The organism is Pseudonocardia sp. Ae331_Ps2, from assembly GCF_001932405.1.
Classification (GTDB): Bacteria; Actinomycetota; Actinomycetes; order Mycobacteriales; family Pseudonocardiaceae; genus Pseudonocardia.
In genome coordinates this window covers 587729-609066 of record NZ_MCIM01000001.1, presented here as the reverse complement: position 1 = coordinate 609066, position 21338 = coordinate 587729, and the positions used below count along the sequence as shown (strand labels likewise).

General features: G+C 72.4%; 19 protein-coding genes. 10 read left to right on the top strand and 9 right to left on the bottom strand.

Annotated features, from left to right (window positions below):
- Positions 1-73: 73 nt before the first annotated feature.
- Positions 74-1705, bottom strand: a complete 1632-nt coding sequence (locus Ae331Ps2_RS03000; RefSeq protein WP_075312940.1) for a bifunctional 3-(3-hydroxy-phenyl)propionate/3-hydroxycinnamic acid hydroxylase — start codon at positions 1703-1705, stop codon at positions 74-76.
- Between the two features lie 197 nt (positions 1706-1902).
- On the opposite strand from Ae331Ps2_RS03000, the gene Ae331Ps2_RS02995 reads away from it, so the two are divergent.
- The 5 genes from Ae331Ps2_RS02995 to Ae331Ps2_RS02975 all read left to right on the top strand — a co-directional run bounded on the left by Ae331Ps2_RS02995 (position 1903) and on the right by Ae331Ps2_RS02975 (position 7622).
- Entirely contained in the window at positions 1903-2769 is an 867-nt protein-coding gene (locus tag Ae331Ps2_RS02995) for a fumarylacetoacetate hydrolase family protein (protein ID WP_075310862.1), read from the top strand.
- A gap of 405 nt (positions 2770-3174) precedes the next feature.
- Positions 3175-4686, top strand: a complete 1512-nt coding sequence (locus Ae331Ps2_RS02990) for an MmgE/PrpD family protein (RefSeq protein ID WP_075310864.1) — start codon at positions 3175-3177, stop codon at positions 4684-4686.
- Positions 4686-5594 carry a methylisocitrate lyase gene (prpB, locus tag Ae331Ps2_RS02985; protein ID WP_075310866.1) on the top strand — a complete coding sequence of 303 codons (909 nt, stop codon included), beginning with the start codon at positions 4686-4688 and terminating at the stop codon, positions 5592-5594. The genes Ae331Ps2_RS02990 and prpB overlap by 1 nt, the downstream gene beginning before the upstream one ends.
- The gene (locus Ae331Ps2_RS02980) at positions 5591-6718 is read left to right on the top strand and encodes a bifunctional 2-methylcitrate synthase/citrate synthase (protein ID WP_020621528.1); all 1128 of its coding nucleotides are present in this window, start codon (positions 5591-5593) and stop codon (positions 6716-6718) included. The genes prpB and Ae331Ps2_RS02980 overlap by 4 nt, the downstream gene beginning before the upstream one ends.
- Positions 6719-6815: 97 nt before the next feature.
- The gene (locus Ae331Ps2_RS02975) at positions 6816-7622 is read left to right on the top strand and encodes an enoyl-CoA hydratase/isomerase family protein (RefSeq protein WP_075310868.1); all 807 of its coding nucleotides are present in this window, start codon (positions 6816-6818) and stop codon (positions 7620-7622) included.
- A gap of 44 nt (positions 7623-7666) precedes the next feature.
- On the opposite strand, the gene Ae331Ps2_RS02970 is transcribed toward Ae331Ps2_RS02975, so the two are convergent.
- Positions 7667-9115: a short-chain fatty acyl-CoA regulator family protein gene (locus Ae331Ps2_RS02970; RefSeq protein ID WP_075310870.1), complete on the bottom strand. Its 1449-nt coding sequence runs from the start codon at positions 9113-9115 to the stop codon at positions 7667-7669.
- Between the two features lie 208 nt (positions 9116-9323).
- Between Ae331Ps2_RS02970 and aceA the strand changes: the two genes are divergently transcribed.
- The 4 genes from aceA to Ae331Ps2_RS02950 all read left to right on the top strand — a co-directional run bounded on the left by aceA (position 9324) and on the right by Ae331Ps2_RS02950 (position 13541).
- Complete coding sequence (gene aceA, locus Ae331Ps2_RS02965) at positions 9324-10628, top strand: isocitrate lyase (RefSeq protein WP_020621525.1); 1305 nt, start codon at positions 9324-9326, stop codon at positions 10626-10628.
- 79 nt (positions 10629-10707) lie between these two features.
- Complete coding sequence (locus Ae331Ps2_RS02960; RefSeq protein WP_020621524.1) at positions 10708-11589, top strand: 3-hydroxybutyryl-CoA dehydrogenase; 882 nt, start codon at positions 10708-10710, stop codon at positions 11587-11589.
- Positions 11589-12374 (top strand): isocitrate lyase/phosphoenolpyruvate mutase family protein, encoded by a 786-nt coding sequence (locus Ae331Ps2_RS02955; RefSeq protein ID WP_075310872.1) that lies wholly within the window; start codon positions 11589-11591, stop codon positions 12372-12374. The genes Ae331Ps2_RS02960 and Ae331Ps2_RS02955 overlap by 1 nt, the downstream gene beginning before the upstream one ends.
- A gap of 33 nt (positions 12375-12407) precedes the next feature.
- On the top strand, positions 12408-13541 hold the full coding sequence (locus Ae331Ps2_RS02950; protein WP_075310874.1) for a bifunctional 2-methylcitrate synthase/citrate synthase: 1134 nt from the start codon (positions 12408-12410) through the stop codon (positions 13539-13541).
- Positions 13542-13631: 90 nt separating this feature from the next.
- Here the strand turns inward: Ae331Ps2_RS02950 and Ae331Ps2_RS02945 are convergent, their stop codons facing one another.
- The 7 genes from Ae331Ps2_RS02945 to Ae331Ps2_RS02915 form a co-directional block, all read right to left on the bottom strand.
- Positions 13632-13937 carry a helix-turn-helix transcriptional regulator gene (locus Ae331Ps2_RS02945; protein WP_020621521.1) on the bottom strand — a complete coding sequence of 102 codons (306 nt, stop codon included), beginning with the start codon at positions 13935-13937 and terminating at the stop codon, positions 13632-13634.
- Positions 13938-13948: 11 nt separating this feature from the next.
- Complete coding sequence (locus Ae331Ps2_RS02940; protein ID WP_020621520.1) at positions 13949-15178, bottom strand: GTP-binding protein; 1230 nt, start codon at positions 15176-15178, stop codon at positions 13949-13951.
- A 97-nt stretch (positions 15179-15275) separates the two neighbouring features.
- Positions 15276-15911, bottom strand: a complete 636-nt coding sequence (gene nthB / locus Ae331Ps2_RS02935; protein ID WP_020621519.1) for a nitrile hydratase subunit beta — start codon at positions 15909-15911, stop codon at positions 15276-15278.
- 18 nt (positions 15912-15929) lie between these two features.
- Positions 15930-16568 (bottom strand): nitrile hydratase subunit alpha, encoded by a 639-nt coding sequence (gene nthA / locus Ae331Ps2_RS02930; protein WP_075310876.1) that lies wholly within the window; start codon positions 16566-16568, stop codon positions 15930-15932.
- Positions 16569-16653: 85 nt separating this feature from the next.
- The gene (locus Ae331Ps2_RS02925; RefSeq protein WP_075310878.1) at positions 16654-18225 is read right to left on the bottom strand and encodes an amidase; all 1572 of its coding nucleotides are present in this window, start codon (positions 18223-18225) and stop codon (positions 16654-16656) included.
- 237 nt (positions 18226-18462) lie between these two features.
- Positions 18463-18936 carry a MaoC/PaaZ C-terminal domain-containing protein gene (locus Ae331Ps2_RS02920; RefSeq protein WP_020621836.1) on the bottom strand — a complete coding sequence of 158 codons (474 nt, stop codon included), beginning with the start codon at positions 18934-18936 and terminating at the stop codon, positions 18463-18465.
- Between the two features lie 37 nt (positions 18937-18973).
- Entirely contained in the window at positions 18974-20395 is a 1422-nt protein-coding gene (locus Ae331Ps2_RS02915) for a DHA2 family efflux MFS transporter permease subunit (RefSeq protein WP_020621835.1), read from the bottom strand.
- Positions 20396-20646: 251 nt separating this feature from the next.
- Here Ae331Ps2_RS02915 and Ae331Ps2_RS02910 point away from each other — a divergent pair, with 251 nt between their 5' ends.
- Positions 20647-21285 (top strand): TetR/AcrR family transcriptional regulator, encoded by a 639-nt coding sequence (locus Ae331Ps2_RS02910; protein WP_075310880.1) that lies wholly within the window; start codon positions 20647-20649, stop codon positions 21283-21285.
- Positions 21286-21338 lie beyond the last annotated feature (53 nt).

The following is a 21338-nucleotide window of genomic DNA, read 5'->3' as shown; positions in this document are numbered from 1 at the left end:
CTCCTTCCGCCGCGAGGACGATCGTGCCGAGGTGTCTGCCGCTCTCCGTGCGCCGATGCGCCGACGCCCGCCTTCACGCGACCACCGTCCGATCGTCGACCGCGCGCGTCGCGGGCGTGGGGTAGTAGCGGGCGAGGGCGTCGGCGACCGCCGGGGTGTCGGCTGCGGTGAAGTCGGCGGCGACGTAGCGGTCCGGGCGCACGAGCAGGTACCTGGTTGTTCCGCCCGGAGCGGGGCCGAGGTGCAGGGCGGGCTGTTGTTCCGCGACGACGGTGCCGTCGGGCCGCCGGCGCGGGATCCGCCCGCGTGGCAACACGACCACGACCGTGGCCTCGATGCGGGCGGCGAGCCGGTGCACGGGATCGGGGACCGCGGCCGACTGGGCGTCGGTCAGGACGACCAGTGCCCAGCCGGCGCCCAGCGCGTCGTCGAGCAGACCGATGGCGCCCGCCTCGTCGATGACCGGGCCCTGCGGCAGGGGCGAACCGACGAGCGAGCCCTCGGCGGGCCCGACGGCGGGCACGGCCACACCCCGGGACACGTCCGGGCGAGGCACGAACCGCAGTTCGGTGACGTGGCGGTGCACCGGCGGGACCAGCCGCAGCGCGCGCAGGAGGAGGTCTCGCACCGTGGCGCGGCGGGGCCGACCGGTCATCACGAGCGCGCCGAGGCGGTGCGAGAAACGGACCATCGCGGTCGCGTGCGGCCGCCGTTCGGTCTTGTAGCTGTCCAGCACCCCGTCCGTGGCCCGGCCCGCCACCACGGCGGAGAGCTTCCAGCTCAGGTTGCGTACGTCCCGGATGCCGGTGTTGAGGCCCTGACCGGCGAACGGCGGCATGAGGTGCGCCGCGTCGCCCGCGAGGAAGACGCGGCCGACCCGCCAGCGCTCGGCGACGAGCTGGCGGGCGACGTACACCGCCGCGCGCCGCACCTGGTCGGGCCGCACCGTGCGGAACGGCGCCACCAGCTCGGCGACGAACTCCGGCCGCAGGACCTCCTCGGCGCGCTCGCCCGGCAGGAGCATGAACTCGTACCGGCAGCGTCCGCCGCTGCCGGGGACGACGACGTGTGGACGACGCGGATCGCAGTGGAACTCGGTGTCGCCGTGGTCCCGGGGGTCGTCGACGAGGTCCAGGACGATCCAGGGGTGCTTCTGGCTCGACCCGGTCATCCGGACGCCGAGCGAGGCGCGCACCAGGCTCTTCCCGCCGTCGCACCCGACGACGTACCGGGCGCGCAGGGTCCGGAGCCCCGACGGGCCATCGAGGGTCACGTCCACGCCGTCCGCGTCCTGGGTCAGCGCGGTCGCGGCACAGCCGTACTCGAGTGACGCCGTCGGGGAGTCCTCGACCGCCCTGCGGTAGACCCGGACGTATCCGGGCTGGTCGAACAGCGTCTTGACCGGGAAGCCCTGACGCATCACGGCGGGCTGGGTGCGGACCAGCAGCTGACCGCGCGCGCCGTAGTAGCGCGAACCGGACACCCACACGAGGTCCGGCCGGAGGTCGTCGACGAGTCCGAGGGCGTGCGCGGTGCGCAACGACTCGTCCGCCAACGCGATCGCCCGGGGCTCGTCGACGGGGTCGGTGGCAGCGTCGACGACGTGGACCCGGGTGCCGTCCGCGGCGAGCAGCGCGGCGAGGGTCAGGCCGGTCGGGCCGGCACCGACGACCAGGACGTCGACCTCTCGGTCCGGCGGCGTCATCGACACGCGATCCCTCCTCCGCCCGATCCGACGGTGGCCGGGCCGCCCCATGAAGCCACTCAGGAGTCGAATCGTCAAGTACAGAAATGAGTCTTGCCAAGAGAGTCGACTCTTGTACGGTGGGGTCGCCACAGCGGAGTGGCCGGCAGACCGGCATCCGGTTCCGGCCCGTGGCCGAGGACGCGGAAGGAGCTCACGTGCGGTTGGTGTCCTACATGTCGGAGGGCTCGGACGAGCCACGGTTCGGCCGGGTCGTGACCGACGGCGCGGTCGACGGCGTGGTCGACGGAGTCACCGCGACGGACGGGCGGTTCCGGTCCGTGCGCGAGGTCCTGGCTGCGGGAGCGCTCCCGGAGCTGGCTGCTGCCACCCAGGGGCGTGCCGCCGACCTGCCGATCGGGTCGGTCAGGTTGCTGCCGCCCGTCCCGGATCCTTCGAAGATCATCTGTGCCGGGGTCAACTACCGGTCGCACCTGGACGAGACCCGGCGTCCGGACAACGCCTACCCCACGTTGTTCTCCCGCTTCCCCGACACGCAGATCGGGCACGACCAGCCCGCCGTGCGGCCGGCGGAGACGAGCCGGTTCGACTACGAGGGTGAGCTCGCCGTCGTGATCGGTGCGCGGGCGGACCACGTGCCCGAGGCCGACGCCGCGCAGGTGGTGGCCGGCTACTCCTGCTACGACGATCTCAGCGTCCGCGACTGGCAGCGCCACACCAGCCAGTTCCTTCCCGGCAAGAACTTCCGGGCCACCGGTGGCTTCGGCCCCTGGCTGGTCACGGCGGACGAGATCGACGACATCTCCGCCGCCACGTTGCGGACCCGGGTCAACGGCGAGCTGCGCCAGGAGGCCTCGATCAGTCAGCTGATCTTCGGCATTCCGGAGCTGATCGCCTACATCACCACGTTCACCGTGCTGGCTCCCGGGGACGTCATCGTCACCGGCACGCCGGGCGGCGTCGGCCTGTTCCGGGACCCGCCGGTCTTCCTGACCGACGGGGACCTCGTCGAGGTCGAGATCACCGGGATCGGCCGGCTCGTGAACCCGGTGGTGGCGGGCTGAGTCCCGGACGGCCACGGCAGGTGCGCTGACCGGCATCGCGGTCGGGGTGGAACCCCGACCGCGAATCGGTGGTTCGCACCATTCACAAGAACGGGCCGGATCTGCGCACGAATTTGCATCCATCGCAGTCTGGAGTTGCTCTCGGTCCGTGCGCGAGTATCGGAACCGTCGCCAGGCGCGGCCGGTCGGGACTCCGGCCCGACCCGCTCGGGCCAGCGGATCAGGGCGGTCTCGCGTGCTCGTCACCGTTGTGACGGCGATGTGCATCGAGCACGGGGAACGGCAGTTCTCCCCGCCGGCGCCAGTGCGACGAATGGTCGAGGCAGGGATGCGTGGCCGGAGAGCCGGCCGCGGATTCCGTCGCCATGCCTCGACGTCGTGCCTGTTCATGATGGAGGAGAACGTATGACCGTCGAGCACAAGGTGCGCGTGTACCGCAGCGAGGAGAACCTCGCCCGCGCCGACCAGCTGGCCTGGAAGATCGCCGAGGTGGCCGCCGACCAGGTACCACCGCCGGCCGAGGTGGCCGACATGGTCGTGAACCGGGTGGTCGACAACGCGGGTGTGGCGACGGCGTCGGTGAACCGTCGTCCGGTCGTGGCCGCACGGGCGCAGGCGCTGCGCCACGCGGCCCCGCAGGACCGGGCCGGGGCGGTCGTGTTCGGCACCCGTGAGCGGGTGTCGCCGGAGTGGGCGGCGTGGGCCAACGGTGTCTCGGTGCGGGAGCTGGACTTCCACGACACGTTCCTGGCGGCGGACTACTCCCATCCCGGCGACAACATCCCGCCGCTGCTCGCGGTCGCCCAGCACACGGGTGCGGACGGCGCCGCGCTGACCCGGGCGATCGCGGTCGCCTACGAGGTCCAGGTCGCGCTGGTCACCGGGATCTGCCTGCACCAGCACAAGATCGACCACGTCGCGCACCTCGGTCCGTCGGTCGCCGCCGGGATCGGTGCCCTGCTGGACCTGCCGGCCGAGGTCACCTACCAGGCCGTGCAGCAGGCCCTGCACACGACGACCGCGACCCGGCAGTCGCGCAAGGGCGAGATCTCGTCGTGGAAGGCGTTCGCCCCCGCGTTCGCGGGGAAGGTCGCGATCGAGGCCGCCGACCGCGCGATGCTCGGCGAGGGCGCGCCGTCGCCGATCTACGAGGGCGAGGACGGTGTCATCGCCTGGCTGCTCGACGGCCCGGACGCCGCGTACACCGTTCCGCTGCCGGAGCGCGGGGAGGCTCCCCGCGCGATCCTGCAGACCTACACCAAGGAGCACTCCGCGGAGTACCAGAGTCAGGCGCTGATCGACCTCGCGCGCCGGCTCGGCCCCCGGATCCGGGAGGCGGGCGGCGCGGAGCGGGTGCGCAGCATCGTCATCCACACCAGCCACCACACCCACTACGTGATCGGGTCCGGGTCCGGGGACCCGCAGAAGTACGACCCGACGGCGTCGCGGGAGACCCTGGACCACTCGATCCCCTACATCGTCGCCGTCGCGCTGCTCGACGGCGGCTTCCACCACGAGCGCTCCTACCCGCCGCACCGCGCGGCCGACGCGGAGCTCGTCCGGCTGTGGCACGCGATCTCCACCGTCGAGGACCCGGAGTGGACGCGCCGCTACCACTCCCACGACCCCGCGGAGAAGGCGTTCGGTGGTCGGGTCGAGGTCACCTTCACCGACGGCACGACCCTGGTCGACGAGATCGCCGTTGCCGACGCGCACCCGTTCGGCGCCCGCCCGTTCGGTCGTGACGCCTACGTCGGCAAGTTCCGCGACCTGGCGCGCGATGTCGTCGACCGCGTCGAACAGGACCGGTTCCTCGACCACGCCCTGCGTCTGCCCGAGCTGAGCGCCGCCGAGCTGGGCGAGCTGACGATCGTCCCGGCGTCGCTCGCGACCGCACCGGGTCGCGGGGTGTTCTGATGCTCGGCGCGACCAGCACCCCCCACGCGCGCAGGGTGGCGTTCCGCGAGGCGCTGGCGAGCGGCCGGCTGCTGCAGTTCCCCGGCGCGTTCAACGCGCTGTCGGCGATGCTGATCGCCGAGCAGGGATTCGACGGCGTGTACGTCTCCGGTGCCGTCCTCTCCGCGGAGCTGGGGCTGCCCGACGTCGGGCTCACGACCTCCACCGAGGTCGCGGCCCGCGCCGCGACGATCGCCCGGCAGACCGACCTGCCCGTCCTGGTCGATGCCGACACCGGGTGGGGCGGTCCGGCGAACGTGGCCCGCACGGTCCAGACCTTCGAGGACGCCGGGCTGGCCGGGTGCCACCTGGAGGACCAGGTCGACCCGAAGCGCTGCGGGCACCTGGCAGGCAAGGCGCTGGTGCCGACCGAGGACATGTGCACCCGCGTGCGGGCGGCGGTGCGCGGGCGCCGCGACGACGCGTTCGTGCTGTGCGCCCGGACCGACGCCCGCGCCGTCGACGGGCTGGACGCCGCGATCGACCGCGCCCGCGCCTACATGGCCGCCGGTGCCGACATGATCTTCGCGGAGGCGCTGACCGGGGAGGACGAGTACGCCGCGTTCCGCGACGCCCTCGACGTCCCGCTGCTGGCGAACATGACCGAGTTCGGGAAGAGCCCCCTGCTGACCGCGGACACCCTCGAGAAGCTCGGCGTCAACGTCGTCATCTACCCGGTGACCCTGCTCCGGCTCGCCATGGGTGCCGCGGAGGCCGGGCTCGCCGAGATCCGCCGCACCGGCACCCAGGCCGGAGTGGTCGATCGGATGCTGACCCGCGCCCGGCTCTACGAACTCCTGCACTACGACGAGTACGGCGCCTTCGACGCCGGGCTCGCCGGCTATCTCGACGAGGAGGACCCCTCATGACCGTGGCCGACGCACCCCCGCAGATCCACAAGGGGCTGGCCGGAGTGGTCGCCGACACCACGGCCATCTCCAAGGTCGACGCCGACACCAACTCCCTGCTGTACCGCGGTTACCCGGTGCAGGACCTGTGCGCGCACTCCGGCTTCCTCCAGGTCGCGCACCTGCTCTGGCACGGCGAGCTGCCCGCCGCCGACGCCCTGGCCCGGCTGGAGGCACAGGAACGCGCGCTCCGCCCGATCGACCGCAGCCTGCAGGCACTGCTGCTCGGCACGCCCACCACCTGCCACCCGATGGACACCCTGCGCACCGCCGTGAGCTGGCTCGGCTCCGAGGACGCCCAGGAGGACGACCCGGCCGCCGACACGCAGAAGTCGCTGCGGCTGCTCGCCGCGCTGCCGACCGTCGTGGCGATCGACCAGCGCCGCCGACGGGGGCTCGACCCGATCGCGCCCGACCCGGACCTGGGCTACGCGGCGAACTTCTTCCACATGACCTTCGGCGCGGTGCCCGAGCCCGAGGTGGTGCGTGCGTTCGAGGTCTCGATGATCCTCTACGCCGAGCACAGCTTCAACGCCTCGACCTTCACCGCCCGGGTCGTGACCTCGACCCTGTCGGATCTCTACAGCGCCGTCGTCGCGGGGATCGGTGCGTTGAAGGGGCCGCTGCACGGCGGGGCAAACGAGGCCGTCATGCACATGCTCGCCGAGATCGACGGGCCCGACGCCGCCGAGGCGTGGCTCGCCGACGCGCTCGCGAACAAGAAGAAGATCATGGGATTCGGGCACCGCGTCTACAAGCGCGGCGACTCCCGGGTCCCGACCCTGCAGGCCGCGCTCGAACGGATCGTGGAGCTGCGCGGGGCCCACGAGCTGCTGGCCACCCACACCGCGCTGGCCGAGGCGATGCACCGGGCGAAGGGGCTGCACCCCAACCTCGACTACCCGGCGGGCCCGCTCTACCACCTCATGGGCTTCGACATCCCGATGTTCACGCCGCTGTTCGTGATGGCGCGGATCACCGGCTGGACGGCCCACATCGCCGAGCAGCTCGCGGCGAACTCCCTCATCCGGCCGCTCGCGGCCTACGAGGGCTCGGCCCGCCGTGAGGTCCCGGCCGGACGCTGACCGTTCCGGCCTCGCCCACCGGCCGACCGCCGGTTCTCCCGCGGCCGGCCCGCCCGTCGATCACGGGCGGGTCGGCCGCCCACATCCGGAGGTGTCCATGACCGCGACCGTGGTGGCGAGCTCCGGCAGGCCGCCCGGCACCGCCGGCGTCCGGCTGAGCCGCGACGGGCAGCACGTCGCCGTTCTCACGCTGGACGCCCCGCCCGCCAACGCGCTGTCCCGCCCCGTGCGTGCGGCACTGCGCCACGCCCTCGACGAGGTGGACCGTGACACCCGGTTCCGCGCCGCCGTCCTCACCGGCGTCGGACACTTCAGCGCCGGTGGCCATCTCGTCGAGGAGCAGCACGCCCGCGACGACGGCGACGCTGCGGCCTTCCTGACCGAGATCGTCGAGCTCACCGACCGGGTCGAGGAGCTCCGCGTCCCGGTGGTCGCCGCGGTCGCCGGAGGCGCCGTCGGCGCCGGGCTCGAACTCGCACTGGCCTGCGACCTGCGGGTCGCCGCCGAGGACGGCTTCTTCGTGGCTGCCGGGGTCAACGTCGGTCTGATCATGAGCGCCTGGCGGCTGCCGCGGCTGCTCGGGCTCGGCCCGGCCAAGGACATGCTGCTCACCGGTGACCGGTGCGATGCGGCTACGGCCCTGCGGACCGGCCTGGCGAGTGCCGTCGTGCCGACCGACGCGGTGGTCGACGCCGCCCTGGAACGGGCGCACCGGATCGCGGGGCGGTCGCCGCTGTCGGTCGAGGCGACGAAGGCCGCCGCCAACCGGGCACACCAGCTCGACGCGGCCGGCGGTCGGGCCGTGCAGGCGGAACGGTTCGCCGACCTGGTCCGCACCCGCGACCACGTCGAGGCAGTGCGCAGCATCCTCGATCGGACCCGGCCGGCCTACGGCCGGCACTGACAGCTCCTGCTCCGGCTCCCGGTCGACGGGGCCCGCGGGGCCCCTCAGCCGCCCGGTGCGACCGGGTAGGGCACGAAGGTGCTGCGGTCCTCCAGGATCAGCGTCGTGTGGTCCAGGCGTGGGAACGCCCGCTGTGGGCACTGCGCCCGGCTGCACACCCGGCAGCCGGCGCCGATCGGTGTCGCGGCCGAAGGGGTGTCGAGGTTGAGCCCGTCGGAGTAGACCAACCGGTGTGCATGGCGGATCTCGCAGCCGAGTGCGATCGCGAAGGTCTTGCCCGGTCGTCCCCATCGGCGCTGGGAGCCGGTGACCGTGCGCGCGACCCACAGGTAGCGGGCGTCGTCGGGCATGGCGGCGATCTGTACGTCGATCTCGCCGGGGGAGGCGAAGGCGCGGTAGACGTTCCACAGTGGACAGGTGCCGCCGCCGCGGGAGAAGTGGAACCCGGTCGCGGACTGGCGCTTGGACATGTTCCCGGCCCGGTCGACGCGGACGAAGGAGAACGGCACCCCCGGCTCGGACGGGCGCTGCAGTGTCGAGAGCCGGTGCGCGATCGTCTCGAACCCCTGTCCGAAGTGGTCGGACAGGCGCTCGATGTCGTAGCGGAACCGCTCGGCGGTGGCCCGGAACTCGCCGTAGGGCAGCGTCAGCGCCGCCGCGAAGTACCGGGCCAGGCCGATCCGGGTCAGGGTGTGGGTGTCGTCGTCCGCCGGGTCCTCGGCCGCCAAGCGCTCGATCAGCGCGTCGTGTTCCAGCAGCGCGAGCTGGGTCGCCATCCGGAATGCCTGCTGGCCGGCGCGCAGTGCGGGGGACAGCCGCAGCACCCGTTCGACCCGGTCGTAGCGGTGCATCTCGCCGGAGCCGGTCGTGTCGTCCTCCAGCCCGGCGATGCTGACGCCGTGCACCGTCCGCAGGCGCTCGGCGAGGGCGCGGCGCACCTCGCCCCGGCGCATCCCGATCTCCGACGCCAGCGTCTCGGCCGCGTCGTCGAGTTCGGCCACGTGGTTGCGACGGCGGTAGAAGTAGTCGCGGACCTGCTTGTGCGGCGACGCCGACCGGATCCGGTCGGTGCCGTCGTTGCCGACCGGACGGCCGTCCCGGGTGTGGTCCGACGCGGCGGCCAGGTGCTCGTCCGCCCGGCGCCACCGCCGGTACAGCTCCAGCACCGCGTCCGCGGCCGCGGGCAGCTCGCCGGCGAGCCGCTCGATCTGTCCCGCCGGGACCGGTCCGGCCGCCGACGTGGTCTCGGCGAACACCTCGTGCAGCTCGGCGACCAGCCGCTCGGGTCGCCGGGCCGCGAAGAACGCCGCGTCGACACCGAACACCTCGGTGATCCGCAGCAGCACCGGCACGGTCAGGGGTCGGGAGCCGTGCTCGATCTGGTTCAGGTAGCTGGGCGAGATCTCCAGGGCCCTGGCCAGCTCCGCCTGGGTCATCGAGCGGGTCTCGCGCAGCGCGCGTAGCCGGGTGCCCGGGATGCCGGAGGTCGCCATGGCGGGACTGTAGCCGAGACCACCCTTTGCAAGATTCGCAGAATCCGGCCGGAAGATGCGCAGGAGTTGGCAGGCGGCCACCGTCGCCTCACCTCCGTTGCAGCTCCGATGCTGGTCGCACCCCGTTCGAGAGATCGCCACGGCCCCCGGCCACCGCCGGGAGACCGTGAGCGCGGACACGGACGCGAACTTCGCAAAGGAGCAGGACATGACCGGGACGAACCGGCAGCAGCGGGTCGACGAGCTGAAGCAGGAGTGGGCGAACGACCCGCGCTGGGCAGGGATCACCCGCGGTCACAGCGCGGAGGAGGTCGTGGCGCTGTCGGGCAGCGTGCGCGAGGAGCACACGCTGGCCCGCCTCGGCGCCGAGCGGCTGTGGTCGCTGCTGCACGAGCGCGACTACGTGCACGCCCTCGGGGCGCTGACCGGCAACCAGGCCGTGCAGAGCGTGCGCGCCGGGCTGGAGGCCATCTACCTGTCCGGCTGGCAGGTCGCCGCGGACGCCAACCTCGCGGGCCAGACCTACCCCGACCAGAGCCTCTACCCGGCCAACTCGGTGCCCGCGGTGGTCCGCCGCATCAACAACGCGCTGCTGCGCGCCGACGAGATCAGCACCCTGGAGGGCCGCTCGGCCGCCGAGGGCGGCGACGACCCGCACTGGCTGGTCCCGATCGTCGCCGACGCCGAGGCCGGCTTCGGCGGCCCGCTCAACGCGTTCGAGCTGATGAAGGCCATGATCGCCGCGGGCGCGGCCGGTGTGCACTGGGAGGACCAGCTCGCCTCGGAGAAGAAGTGCGGCCACCTCGGCGGCAAGGTGCTGGTCCCGACCTCCCAGCACGTCCGCACCCTCAACGCGGCGCGGCTCGCGGCCGACATCTCCGGCGTCCCGTCGGTGATCGTCGCCCGGACCGACGCCCAGGCCGCGAACCTGATCACCTCCGACGTCGACGAGCGGGACCGCCCGTATCTCACCGGTGAGCGCACCGCGGAGGGCTTCCACCGGGTCACCGGCGGCATCGAGCCCTGCATCACCCGCGGGCTCGCCTACGCGCCGTACTCCGACCTGCTGTGGATGGAGACCTCGGTGCCGGACCTGGAGCTGGCCCGCAAGTACGCCGAGGCGATCAAGGGCGAGTTCCCCGACCAGATGCTGGCCTACAACTGCTCGCCGTCGTTCAACTGGCGCAAGCACCTCGACGACGACACGATCGCCCGCTTCCAGCGCGAGCTCGGTGCGATGGGCTACGCCTTCCAGTTCATCACCCTCGCCGGCTTCCACGCCCTGAACCACTCCATGTTCGACCTGGCCAAGGGCTACGCGGCGAACGGCATGACCGCCTACGTCGCCCTGCAGGAGCGCGAGTTCGCCGCCGAGGCCGACGGCTACACCGCCATCAAGCACCAGCGCGAGGTCGGCACCGGCTGGTTCGACGCCGTCTCCACCGCGGTCAACCCGGAGTCGTCCACCACCGCGCTCGCCGGGTCGACCGAGGCCGAGCAGTTCCACGGCTGAGCGAGTTCCCGCGGTGGGTGGCCGGGTGCGTCCGCGCATCCGGCCACCCCTGCCGCACCCCGTCGTAGGAGGAGAACAGGTGAGCGGGATCGAGCGGGTCGGCGTCGTCGGCGCCGGACAGATGGGCGCGGGCATCGCCGAGGTGTGTGCGCGGGCGGGGAACGACGTCCACGTCGTCGAACAGCACCACGGAGCGCTGGACCGGGGCCGGGAACGGATCCTGGCCTCGATGGACCGGGCGGTGGACCGCGGGCGGCTCTCCGTGCCCGACCGGGACGCGGCAGCGAGCCGGCTGACGTTCTCGACCGACCTCGGCGACCTCGCCGACCGCCAGCTCGTCATCGAGGCGGTCGTCGAGAACGAGATGGTCAAGTGCGACCTCGCCGCGAGCCTGGACAAGGTGCTCGCCGACCCGGACGCGGTCATCGCCTCCAACACCAGCTCGATCCCGATCATGAAGCTGGCGCACGGCACCGGGCGACCGGGACAGGTCGTGGGGCTGCACTTCTTCAACCCCGTGCCGGTGCTGCCCCTGGTCGAGGTCGTCGGTTCGCTCACGACCTCGGCGCAGACCCTCGCCCGGGTCGAGGAATGGGTGACCGGGGCGCTGGGCAAGCAGACGATCCGAGCCGCCGACCGGGCCGGGTTCGTCGTCAACGCGCTGCTGGTGCCCTACCTGCTCGGCGCCGTCCGCATGGTGGAGACCGGTCGGGCCACACCGGCCGACGTCGACGCCGGGATGAGGCTCGGGTGCGCCCACCCGATGGGGCCGCTGGAGCTCGCCGACCTGATCGGGCTCGACACCGTCGCCGCGATCGCCGAGACGATGTACGCCGAGGAGCACGAACCCCTCTACGCACCGCCGCCGCTGCTGCGGCGGATGGTCCAGGCGGGCCTGCTGGGACGCAAGACCGGCCGCGGTTTCCACTCCTACCCGGCCACGACGGCAGGGGCGCGCTGATGCTGCAGACCGACGTCCCACCCACCCGCCGACGCGTCGTGCTCCGGGCCGCGCTCGACCGGCCCCGTGCGGGACGCCGCCCGCTGCGCTTCCACACCGTCACCACCGCCGCGTCCGCGCGCCAGATCGCGGCCATGGGGCTCGACGGCGTGCACGTGGCGGCGGCCGACACGGGCGGGCAGGACGCCGCGGAGCTGGTCGCCCGGATCGTCCGGGCCACCCCGCTGCCGGTCCTGGTCGACCTCGGCCCGACCGGCGACGTCGACACGGTGGCGCACATCGCGGCGGCGGGCGCGTCCGGCGTGCTCCTCGACGACACCTCGCCCGACGAGGGGGCGGCCGGGGACGTCGAGACCCGTGTCCGCACCGCTGTCCGCGCCCGTCACGACCCCGCGCTGCTGATAGGGGTCCGCACGACCACCGACCGGGCCCGCGGCCTGGTCGACACCATCGACCGGGCCCGCGCCCGTCTCGCCGCGGTCGCGGATCTCGTCGTCGTCGAGGCGCCTGCGTCGCGGGCCACCTACCCGGTCCTGCGCGAGGCCCTCACCGCGCCGCTGTTCGTGACCGCCACCCCGGTCACCGGCGGCGACCCGACCTCCGTCCTGCTGCCCACCGTCACGCAGCTCGCCGCCTTCGGCATGGACGCCGTGATCCACCCCGTCACCGGGCCGCGGTCCCCGGCAGCCACCGACCGTGGCAGCCGGATCCCGTGCGACACAGGAACACCACGAGGTCTCGCCGACGCGCTCCTGGCCGGAGCACGTCGCGACGCCGTCCGGTAGCGGGCCACCGGCCCGCCGCAGAAGGAGACACCCATGACCGACGACCAACGCGACACCCCCGTCCGACGCGGCCTGGTGGGAGTCGTCGCCGACACGACGTCGATCTCCGACGTCGACCCCTGTCACAACGTCCTGCTCTACCGGGGCTACCCGGCGCCGGCACTCGCCGAGCGGCACGGCTTCCTCGACGTCGCGCACCTGCTCTGGACCGGGGAGCTCCCGGACCCGGCCGAGCTCGCGGCGCTGGAGCGGCGCGAGCGGTCCCTGCGCCGGCTGGACCCCGCGTGTGAGGCGATGCTGCTGTCCCTGCCGACCGACTGCCATCCGATGGACGTGCTCCGCACCGCGGTGAGCTGGATCGGCGCCCACGACCCGGCGACCACCGACCACTCGGCCGGGGCCAGCGCGGAGAAGGCGGTGCAGCTGCTCGCGGTGCTGCCCACGATCGTGGCGCTCGACCAGCGGCGTCGCCGCGGGCAGCGTCCGATCGCGCCGCGGGATGACCTCGGGCACGCCGAGAACGTGTTCCACATGACCTTCGGTGAGATCCCCGAACCCGAGGTCGTGCGGGCCTTCGAGGTCGCGATGATCCTCTACGCCGAGCACAGCTTCAGTGCGTCCACGTTCGCCGCGCGCACCGTCACCTCGACCCGCTCGGACCTCTACAGCGCCGTCGTCGCCGCCCTCGGGGCGCTGAAGGGCGAGCTGCACGGCGGTGCGAACGAGGCCGTGATGAACCAGTTCGACGAGATCGGCGACCCCGACCTGGTCGACGAGTGGCTGGAGGCCCGGTTCGCCGCCGGCAAGAAGGTCATGGGGTTCGGTCACCGGGTCTACAAGCGTGGCGACTCCCGGGTCCCCGCCCTGCACTCCCGGATGCGACAGGTCGCCGACCTGCGAGGCGGCCGTGCACTGATGGCGCACTACGAGGTGCTCGCCGGCGCGATGCTGCGGGAGAAGGGGTTGCGGCCCAACCTCGACTACGCCGCGGGCCCGCTGTTCCACCTCATGGGGTTCGACACCCCGATGTTCACCGCGCTCTTCGCGATGTCGCGGATCAGCGGCTGGACCGCGCACGTGATCGAACAGGCTTCCCACGACGTCCTGATCCGCCCCGTCGCGCGTTACGACGGAAAGGCGCGCCGGGAGGTGAGTGCCGTTCGATGACATCCTGAATCCGCGTCGGAGAACCGGACGGGTCCGATGACCCGTCCGGTTCTCGGCATGTCCGGAACCGGGGGACCTCCCTGCCCGCGGTCATCGACCGTCGGGTGTCCGGAAGATCGTCTGCAACGTCGTCAGCACGTGTCTGGCCGGCCCGTTCTGGTCGACGGAGTAGAAGCGGTGCCGGCCGGACCGCCGTTCGTGGACGAGTCCGGCCGTGCGCAGGATGCGCAGGTGGGTGGAGACCGTGTTGCGCGCGACGGTGGTGGTGCGCAGCGCGATCTCGCCGGCGGTGCACTCCTCGCCGTCGGCGATCAGGATCAGGATGCTGCGCCGGGTGGGGTCGGCGAGTGCCTCGAATGCGGACCCCACGAGCCCGTCCTCCCTGACCACGGTCATCTCCGCCTCCGTCAGAGTCCGGCGGGGAGCCGGCCACCTGCCGCGGCGGAGGCGACGTCGATCTGTCCGGTGCCGAGCGGGTCGGGGAGCGCGTCCCAGCCGTCGGGCCCGAGCCCGATCTCGGCGTCGGTGAGCAGGCACGCGTCCAGGTCGGCGAACAGGCGGTCGCGGTCGATTCCCTGCCCGATGAACACCAGCTCCTGCCTGCAGTCGCCGACGGCGTCGTCCCAGTTGTCGGTGATCGCGTCGCGTCGGTAGTCCTGCGGCCAGATCTCCTGCGGGAGGAAGCGCCACCAGTGCCCGATGTAGCCGTGCCGGATGAGGTGTCCGGCCTGGGAGATGCTGCCGATCTCGGTGATCCTGGCGGCGTTCCAGAAGTAGCCCTTCGCCCGCAGGAGCCGGCCGTTGGTCCAGTCACGGGTGAGGAAGTGGTGCAGGCGCTCCGGGTGGAACGGTGCCCGCGCCCGGTACAGGCACGAGGCGACGCCGTACTCCTCGGTCTCCGGGATGTGCTCGCCGTTGATCTCCTGGAGCCAGCCGGGTGCCGTGGCGGCGCGTGCGAGGGAGAACAGACCGGTGTCCAGGATGCGGTCGAGCGGTGCCCGTCCCTCGGACACGGGGAGGATCTCGGCGACGGCGTTGAGCCGGCGCAGGATCTCCGTGAGCTCGGCGACCTGGGTGTCGTGCATCAGGTCGGTCTTGCTGATGAGGATGACATCGGCGAACTCGACCTGGTCGACCAGCAGGTCGGAGAGGTCGCGGCGGTCGTCGGGAGCATCGGCGTCCACCGGGCGCCCTGCCCGGAAGTCCCGGAGGAAGTTCACGCCGTCGACGACGGTGACCATGGTGTCGAGCCGGGCGATGTCGTCGAGCGCCCCACCTGCGGGGTCGACGAAGGTGAAGGTCTCGGCCACCGGGAGGGGCTCGGAGATGCCGGAGGACTCGATGAGCAGGTAGTCGAACCGGTCCTCGCGGGCGAGGCGGGTGATCTCGCCGAGCAGGTCGTCGCGCAGGGTGCAGCAGATGCAGCCGTTGGTCATCTCGACCAGGCGTTCCTCGGAGCGGCTGAGCTCGACCTCGCGGGCGATCTCCGAGCCGTCGATGTTGATCTCGCTCATGTCGTTGACGATGACCGCGACCCGGCGGCCGTCGCGGTTGTTCAGCACGTGGTTGAGCAGCGTGGTCTTGCCTGCTCCGAGGAAGCCCGACAGGACGGTGACGGGGAGGCGGGTGTCGGTCATCGTCGTTCCTCTCGTCGCCGGCGGAGGCGACCGTGGTGGGAGGTCGGGCGGACCGGGCGGGCCCGTCGGAACGGGCCCGCCCGGACGGTGCGGTGGGTCAGGCGGCGCGCTCGAGGTAGCCCTCGAACAGGTCGACGACGACGGCACCGGCGTCGGTGTCGTCGCCGAACAGCTCGGCGGCGTCGAACTCGACGTGGTAGCTCGGCTCCGAGCCGCCGTCGCTGCGGCCGTGGCCCGCGGCGTCGGGGAAGGGCCAGGTCATCCCGGTGCGATGCTGCACCGTGCCGACCTTGCCCCGGCAGAACGCGGGGTAGCGGACGTGCCCGGCGAAGTGGTCGTCGGTGACCCGGACCTTGTCGCCGACCTCGAACGTCTCGCGGTTCTCCCGCGCGGGACGCCCGGGGGAGGTGGCGGGGAGGGCCAGCGGGAAGGGCCCGCCGGCCGCGGCCTCCAGCTCGTCGTGGGTGAGCACGCCCTTCTCGACCATGAGCGTCGCGGCGCCGATGATGTAGCGCTCGTAGTACGGGGTGCTCAGGTAGTGCACCGGCTCGAGCCGTTCGACCGCGTGGCGCACCTCGTCGAGGGTGAAGTTGCCGTTGGTCACGCCGAGGAACAGCAGGCTGTAGCCCAGGTGCTCCCAGTCGTACTTGAAGGTGTCACCGATCGGGCCGTTGGCGGTGTGCGGGACCGGGCCGAAGCCCTGCCGGCCCGCGAGGTCGTGAACGCCGTCCATGGGGTGTGCTCCGTTCGCTCAGGTGTTGGGGTGCTCGACGACGACGTCGGCCGAGGGCAGGGCGACGCCGATGAGACAGTCCTTGGTGACGATGGACGCGAGTCGTTCGGCGTCCCAGCCCTCGGTCCCCGCCGGGCGCATGGGGAGAACCATGTAGCGGGTCTCGGCGGTGGTGTCGTAGACCTTGATCTCGACGCCCTCGGGGATCGTGGTCCCCAGCTCCGCCAGGACCTTGCGGGGCTCACGCACCACGCGGGCGCGATACTCGAAGCCCTTGTACCAGGTGGGCGGCAGACCCAGGATCGGCCAGGCGGTGCAGGAGCACAGCGAACAGACGATGACGTTCTTGACCGTCGGGGTGTCGGCGAGCGCTCGGATGTACTCGCCCTGGGCGCCGAGGTAGCCGTACTGGGCGACGGCCGCGGTCCCGTCGGAGAGCAGCAGCTCGCGGAACTCCGGGTCGGTCCAGGCCCGTGCGACGAGCTCGGCCCCGCGCCGCGGGCTGTACTCCTCCTCGAAGGTCGTCTTCCATCCTTCGTTGAAGCCGGTGGGGATGAGTCCCTTGGCGTCCAGGGCGTTCTTCAGTGCCCAGGCGCGGTCCTCGACGGGGGCCTGCTCGGGCAGGCCGGTGCGGTTCTGGTGGGCGGCGAGCGTCACGTGTGCTCCTTCGGGATGGTGGTGGTGCGTTCGGTTCGTGTGTGGCAGGTGCTGCGAGACCTGCGCGCGAGTGGCGGGGGCGGCGTCACCCCCGGACGCCGGAGACGAGCGGCGACGCTGCTCCGACCGAGCCGGCGAGGGCCGGTGGGGCGGGGAAGCCGCCGACGGCCTGCTCGAAGGTGTGCGCGACCCGAAGGACGGTCGCGTCGTCGAAACGCCGGCCGACGATCATCAGACCGACCGGGAGCCCGTCGACCAGCCCGGCCGGCACCGAGACAGCGGGGTGACCGGACACGTCGAACGGGGCACAGTTGCCGACCATCCCCAACGCGGTCGGCAGATAGGTGTCCAACCCGGCATCGAGCCCGATCAGCTCCGGCGCGGTGTAGGGCAGGGTCGGCATGACCAGCACGTCATAACCACTCAACGCCTGGTCGTAGGCCGCACGCAGCTCGAACGCGAGGTTGCGGGCCATGCCGTAGTAGACGCCGCCCCCGTGGCCGAAGGTGTAGCCACCCGAGAGCCCGACCAGCTTGACCGTCTTGGACAACTCCGCCCCCCGGGCGAGGCGCTGACGGTGGTAGTGCGCGATCAGCTCCGGATCGTAGAGACCCGGATAGTTCATGCCGTAGGCGTTACCGTCGACCATCTGGTAGGCCGCACCCTCGGTCGCGATGACGTTCCACACCGCCATCCCGTCCAGATGCCACGGGATCGACACCTCCTCCGCCACCAACCCGGCCCCGGCCAGAGCACCGACCGCGGCACGCACGGCCTCGTCGACGGCCGGGTCGCTCTCCGGGCGGCCGAAACCCTCGACCACGATCCCCACCCGCAACCCCGCCGCCGAGGTCTCCAGTGCGGTGAGGTAGTCGACCGGGTCCAGCTCGGTGGGCTGACGGGCGTCGAGCCCGTCGACACCCGCCAGGACCGTCAGCATCCGTGCGGCGTCGGACACCGTGCGGGTGATCGGACCCAGGTGATCGATCGTGGCCTCGATCGGGAACGCCCCGGTGTAGGGGACCAGCCCGTGAGTGGGCTTGTGCCCCACCGTCCCGCAGAACGCACTCGGGATCCGGATCGAACCACCCTGATCACCACCCACGGCCAGATCCACCGCACCCGATGCCACCAGTGCCGCGCTCCCACTCGACGAACCACCGGCATTACGGCCGGTGTCCCACGGATTGCGCACCGGCCACGGCCGCGAGGTGAAACTCGCACCCGAGAAACACAGGTCCTCACACACCGACTTCCCGGTGATCCTCGCCCCCGCCGCCAACAGCCGGGTCGCCACCGTCGCATCCCGCGACGGGACGAAACCCTCGACCGTCGCCGACCCATTGGTCATCGGCACCCCGGCCAGACAGATGTTGTCCTTCAACGCCACCGTGCGCCCGACCAACGGACCCTCGGCGGCACCCGGCACCGACGCCGTCACATACCAACCACCGAGCGGGTTGTCCGCGGGTTCCGACCACGCCCGCTGGGGCGTCTGCGGCGCCGAAGCACGGTAGAGCTCCTCGACCCGGTCGGACGCAGCCAGCGTCGCCGTGACCGCCGGACCGAACTCCGCCAGCTCGGCCTCGGACAGGCCGAACGCGTAGTGCTCGTTCAACGCCGCCAGCCGGGCGGCGTCGGGAGGGGGTAGCGCCACGGGCACTCCTTCGATCCAGGTACCAAAGAGGCTGGCCCGTACACTCTCATGTCAACAGATTCTGACGCGTTGACATGATCGTAACGACGCCGAGTACGAGTCGGAGGCATGGCGATGTCGAGGAGGCCGAGCTCGGACGGGTGGTCCGCCGCGCGGGTCGAGTCCGGAGCGGGTCACTGCCGCTGTCGAGGTGGTGTCACCCGGTGGCCCGGGAAGTCGTCGATGAGGGAGCCGGCGTCAGTCGTGGCGGGGCCGTTGCCAGGCCAGCAACCGTGCGGTGGTGGTCTGCCGCACCGCGTCGTGCTGGTTGAGCGTCCGCTGCTCGACGACGACCCATGCCTGGTCCGGCCGCGACCGGGACCGGCGGATCTCGCGGATCACGATCTCCACCCGCAGGACGTCCCCGGCCCGGGCGGCGCTGGGCCAGGCCACGTCGGCGCCCCCGCCGACGATGCCCGTCGCGATGGGCGGCCCGCTGGTGACCACGAGTCGCATGGTGAGCGCCGCGGTGTGCCAGCCGCTGGCCACGAGACCGTCGAAGAACGTCCCCGCGGCCGCGTCGGCGTCGGTGTGGAAGGGCTGCGGGTCGAAGTCGCGGGCGAAGGCGACGATCTCCTCGGCGGTCAGCTCGTGGGTGTCGGTGGTGAAGGTGGCGCCCTCGACGAGGTCGTCGAGCCAGAGGCCGTCGCGGGTCGGGTTCGGTGTGGTCATGGTGAGCCTCCGCTCGGTCGGACGGGGATGGTCGGGGTCAGGTCGCCGGTGCCGACGCCGGCCGGCCGGCCGGTGTGTCCCGCCGCCGCTCGACGACCGTGAGGGCCGTGGCGAAGACCGCCGCGACCAGGGCGGAGGCCACCAGCAGGACCCACCCCCCTCGGAGCGCACCCAGCTCCTCGGGCAGCCCGGTCGTGTGGGTCCCGACGACCGACACCAGCAGCGCGACCCCGAGCACGGAGCCGCCCTGGCGGGCGGTGTTGATGAGGGACGAGCCGGAGCCCCACTGGTGGGCGGGCAGCGCCGATCCCACGAGCGCGGACAAGGTGGGCAGGATGAGCCCGACGCCGAGCCCGGTGAACACCTGACCGGGCAGGACCCCGGCCCAGTAGCCCTGCTCGGTCCCCAGCCGGAGTAGCCACCAGGTCGGACCCGCGGCGAACGCGACGGTCCCGGCGAGCGCCACCGGGCCGGACCCGAACCGTGTGGCGAGTCGGCCGCTGAAGCGGGACACCACGACGACCACGAGCGGGCCGGGTGCCAGTCCGAAGCCGGCGAGCGCCGCGGACCAGCCCCAGGTGCCGGTCAGGAAGAGGACGTTGACGACCAGCATCCCGGCGAACGCCGTGGTGAACGCGGTCATCGTCAGCGCGGCGGTCGCCACGACCGGGACCCGGAGCACGTCGAGTTCGAGGGCCGGGACCGGGTGCCGCCGCGAGCGCAGGACCACCCAGGTGAGGCCGGCGACGGCCAGGGCGATCCCGGACAGGACCGGCACCGACACCCACCCGTCGTCCGGGGCGCGGACCAGCGCGTAGGCCAGCGCGCCGACGCCGACGACGAGTCCGGTCGCGCCGAGCAGGTCCGGGACCCCCACTCGTGCGGTACCGGGCTCGACCAGCACCCGCAGTCCCACGAGCAGCGCGACGACGCCGACGGGGACGTTGACCAGGAACACCCAGTGCCAGGAGAGCTCGACCAGCAGGCCGCCCACCGGCGGTCCCAGCGCGGCGGCCACGGCGCCGATCGAGGCCCAGGCGCCGACCGCGTGCGGCCGCCGTTCCGGCGGGTAGGCGGCGAGCAGCAGCGACAGCGAGGTCGGCATGACCATCGCCGCCCCGACGGCCTGGACGGCCCGTGCGGCGACCAGCGCCCACACCGTCGGGGCGACCGCGCACAGCGCCGAGGCCACGGTGAACACCGCCAGCCCCACCAGGAACAGCCTGCGGTGGCCGAACCGGTCGGCCAGGCGCCCGGCGAGCGCCAGGAAGGCGGCGAAGACGACGGTGTAGCCGTTCAGCACCCACGACAGCTGGCCCAGGTCCGATCCGGGGAAGTCCGCCCGGATCGCCGGGAACGCGATGTTGACGATGAACAGGTCGAGGCTCGACAGGAACGCCGCCGCCGAGGTGACCAGCAGCACCGTGGTGGGAGCGGGGCTCGCCGAGGTTGCGGGCATGGGCCGTCCTTCCGGACCGGGGGCAGGAGAACCGGATGCCGGCGAGCCGGCCTCCACGGGCGACGAGCCGTCCGGTGACGTTCGTGCGCCCGGTGCGGTGTCATCCGGCCGGACCGATCGGTCCGAGACAACGCGATGTCGACACCGTTCGTCAAGTACTGAATGCGAAGGAGCTGCTCACAACGGCTGAGCGGTAGGCAGGCAGCCGGACTGAGCGGTCTGTAGGATGGGGTGGATCGGAAGGAGTGCCCGTGGTCGGCACAGCGAAGCCGGACGTCACAGCGAAGCCGGACGTCCGGGAACGGATCCTGGACGCGGCGGGGCGTCTGTTCTACGCCCGTGGCGTGCGTGCCGTCGGCATGCAGGAGATCATCGACGAGGCGGGCACCGGCAAGAGCGGGCTCTACGGTCACTTCGCCACCAAGGACGACCTCGTCGAGGCCTACCTGGAGCGCTGGTCGACGGCGTTGGCCGCGTCAGCCGACCGCGCCCTGCGGGAGGCCGGCGGGGACCCCGGGGATCGCATCGTCGCGGCGGTGACACACGTCGGCCAACGGGTCCTGCGGGAGGGCGGACGGGGGTGTCCCCTCCGCAACTATCTGGTGGAGTTCCCCGGCTCGGGCGACGGGGCCGGAGCCGGGAGCGGGCCGAGCGCCCTCGCCCGGCGCCGGTTGCGCGAGTCCCGCGCAGAGGTGGACCGGGCGGCGCGGGAGCTCGCCGGTCCGGTGGGCGGCCCGGTCCTGGCCGAGCAGGTTCGGCTCGTCGTCGACGGTCTCTTCGCGCGCGCCGCGCGCCGGTCGCCCGGTGACGACGCGCCACCGGTGGACGCCGTGCTCGCCGCGGTGGAGATGGTCCGCACCATGGTCGCGCACCATCGGGACCGCAGCTGACGGTGTGACGCCCTTGCCGGTGGCGCGGCCCGCGGATCGTTCATCTCCCCGGC

Coding starts and splice junctions, on each gene's coding strand:
- Ae331Ps2_RS03000 (WP_075312940.1), bottom strand. CDS start 1,705: ATGACGCCGCCGGACCGAGAGGTCGACGTCCTGGTCGTCGGTGCCGGC.
- Ae331Ps2_RS02990 (WP_075310864.1), top strand. CDS start 3,175: ATGACCGTCGAGCACAAGGTGCGCGTGTACCGCAGCGAGGAGAACCTC.
- prpB (WP_075310866.1), top strand. CDS start 4,686: ATGCTCGGCGCGACCAGCACCCCCCACGCGCGCAGGGTGGCGTTCCGC.
- Ae331Ps2_RS02980 (WP_020621528.1), top strand. CDS start 5,591: ATGACCGTGGCCGACGCACCCCCGCAGATCCACAAGGGGCTGGCCGGA.
- Ae331Ps2_RS02975 (WP_075310868.1), top strand. CDS start 6,816: ATGACCGCGACCGTGGTGGCGAGCTCCGGCAGGCCGCCCGGCACCGCC.
- Ae331Ps2_RS02970 (WP_075310870.1), bottom strand. CDS start 9,115: ATGGCGACCTCCGGCATCCCGGGCACCCGGCTACGCGCGCTGCGCGAG.
- aceA (WP_020621525.1), top strand. CDS start 9,324: ATGACCGGGACGAACCGGCAGCAGCGGGTCGACGAGCTGAAGCAGGAG.
- Ae331Ps2_RS02955 (WP_075310872.1), top strand. CDS start 11,589: ATGCTGCAGACCGACGTCCCACCCACCCGCCGACGCGTCGTGCTCCGG.
- Ae331Ps2_RS02950 (WP_075310874.1), top strand. CDS start 12,408: ATGACCGACGACCAACGCGACACCCCCGTCCGACGCGGCCTGGTGGGA.
- Ae331Ps2_RS02945 (WP_020621521.1), bottom strand. CDS start 13,937: ATGACCGTGGTCAGGGAGGACGGGCTCGTGGGGTCCGCATTCGAGGCA.
- Ae331Ps2_RS02940 (WP_020621520.1), bottom strand. CDS start 15,178: ATGACCGACACCCGCCTCCCCGTCACCGTCCTGTCGGGCTTCCTCGGA.
- nthB (WP_020621519.1), bottom strand. CDS start 15,911: ATGGACGGCGTTCACGACCTCGCGGGCCGGCAGGGCTTCGGCCCGGTC.
- Ae331Ps2_RS02920 (WP_020621836.1), bottom strand. CDS start 18,936: ATGACCACACCGAACCCGACCCGCGACGGCCTCTGGCTCGACGACCTC.
- Ae331Ps2_RS02915 (WP_020621835.1), bottom strand. CDS start 20,395: ATGCCCGCAACCTCGGCGAGCCCCGCTCCCACCACGGTGCTGCTGGTC.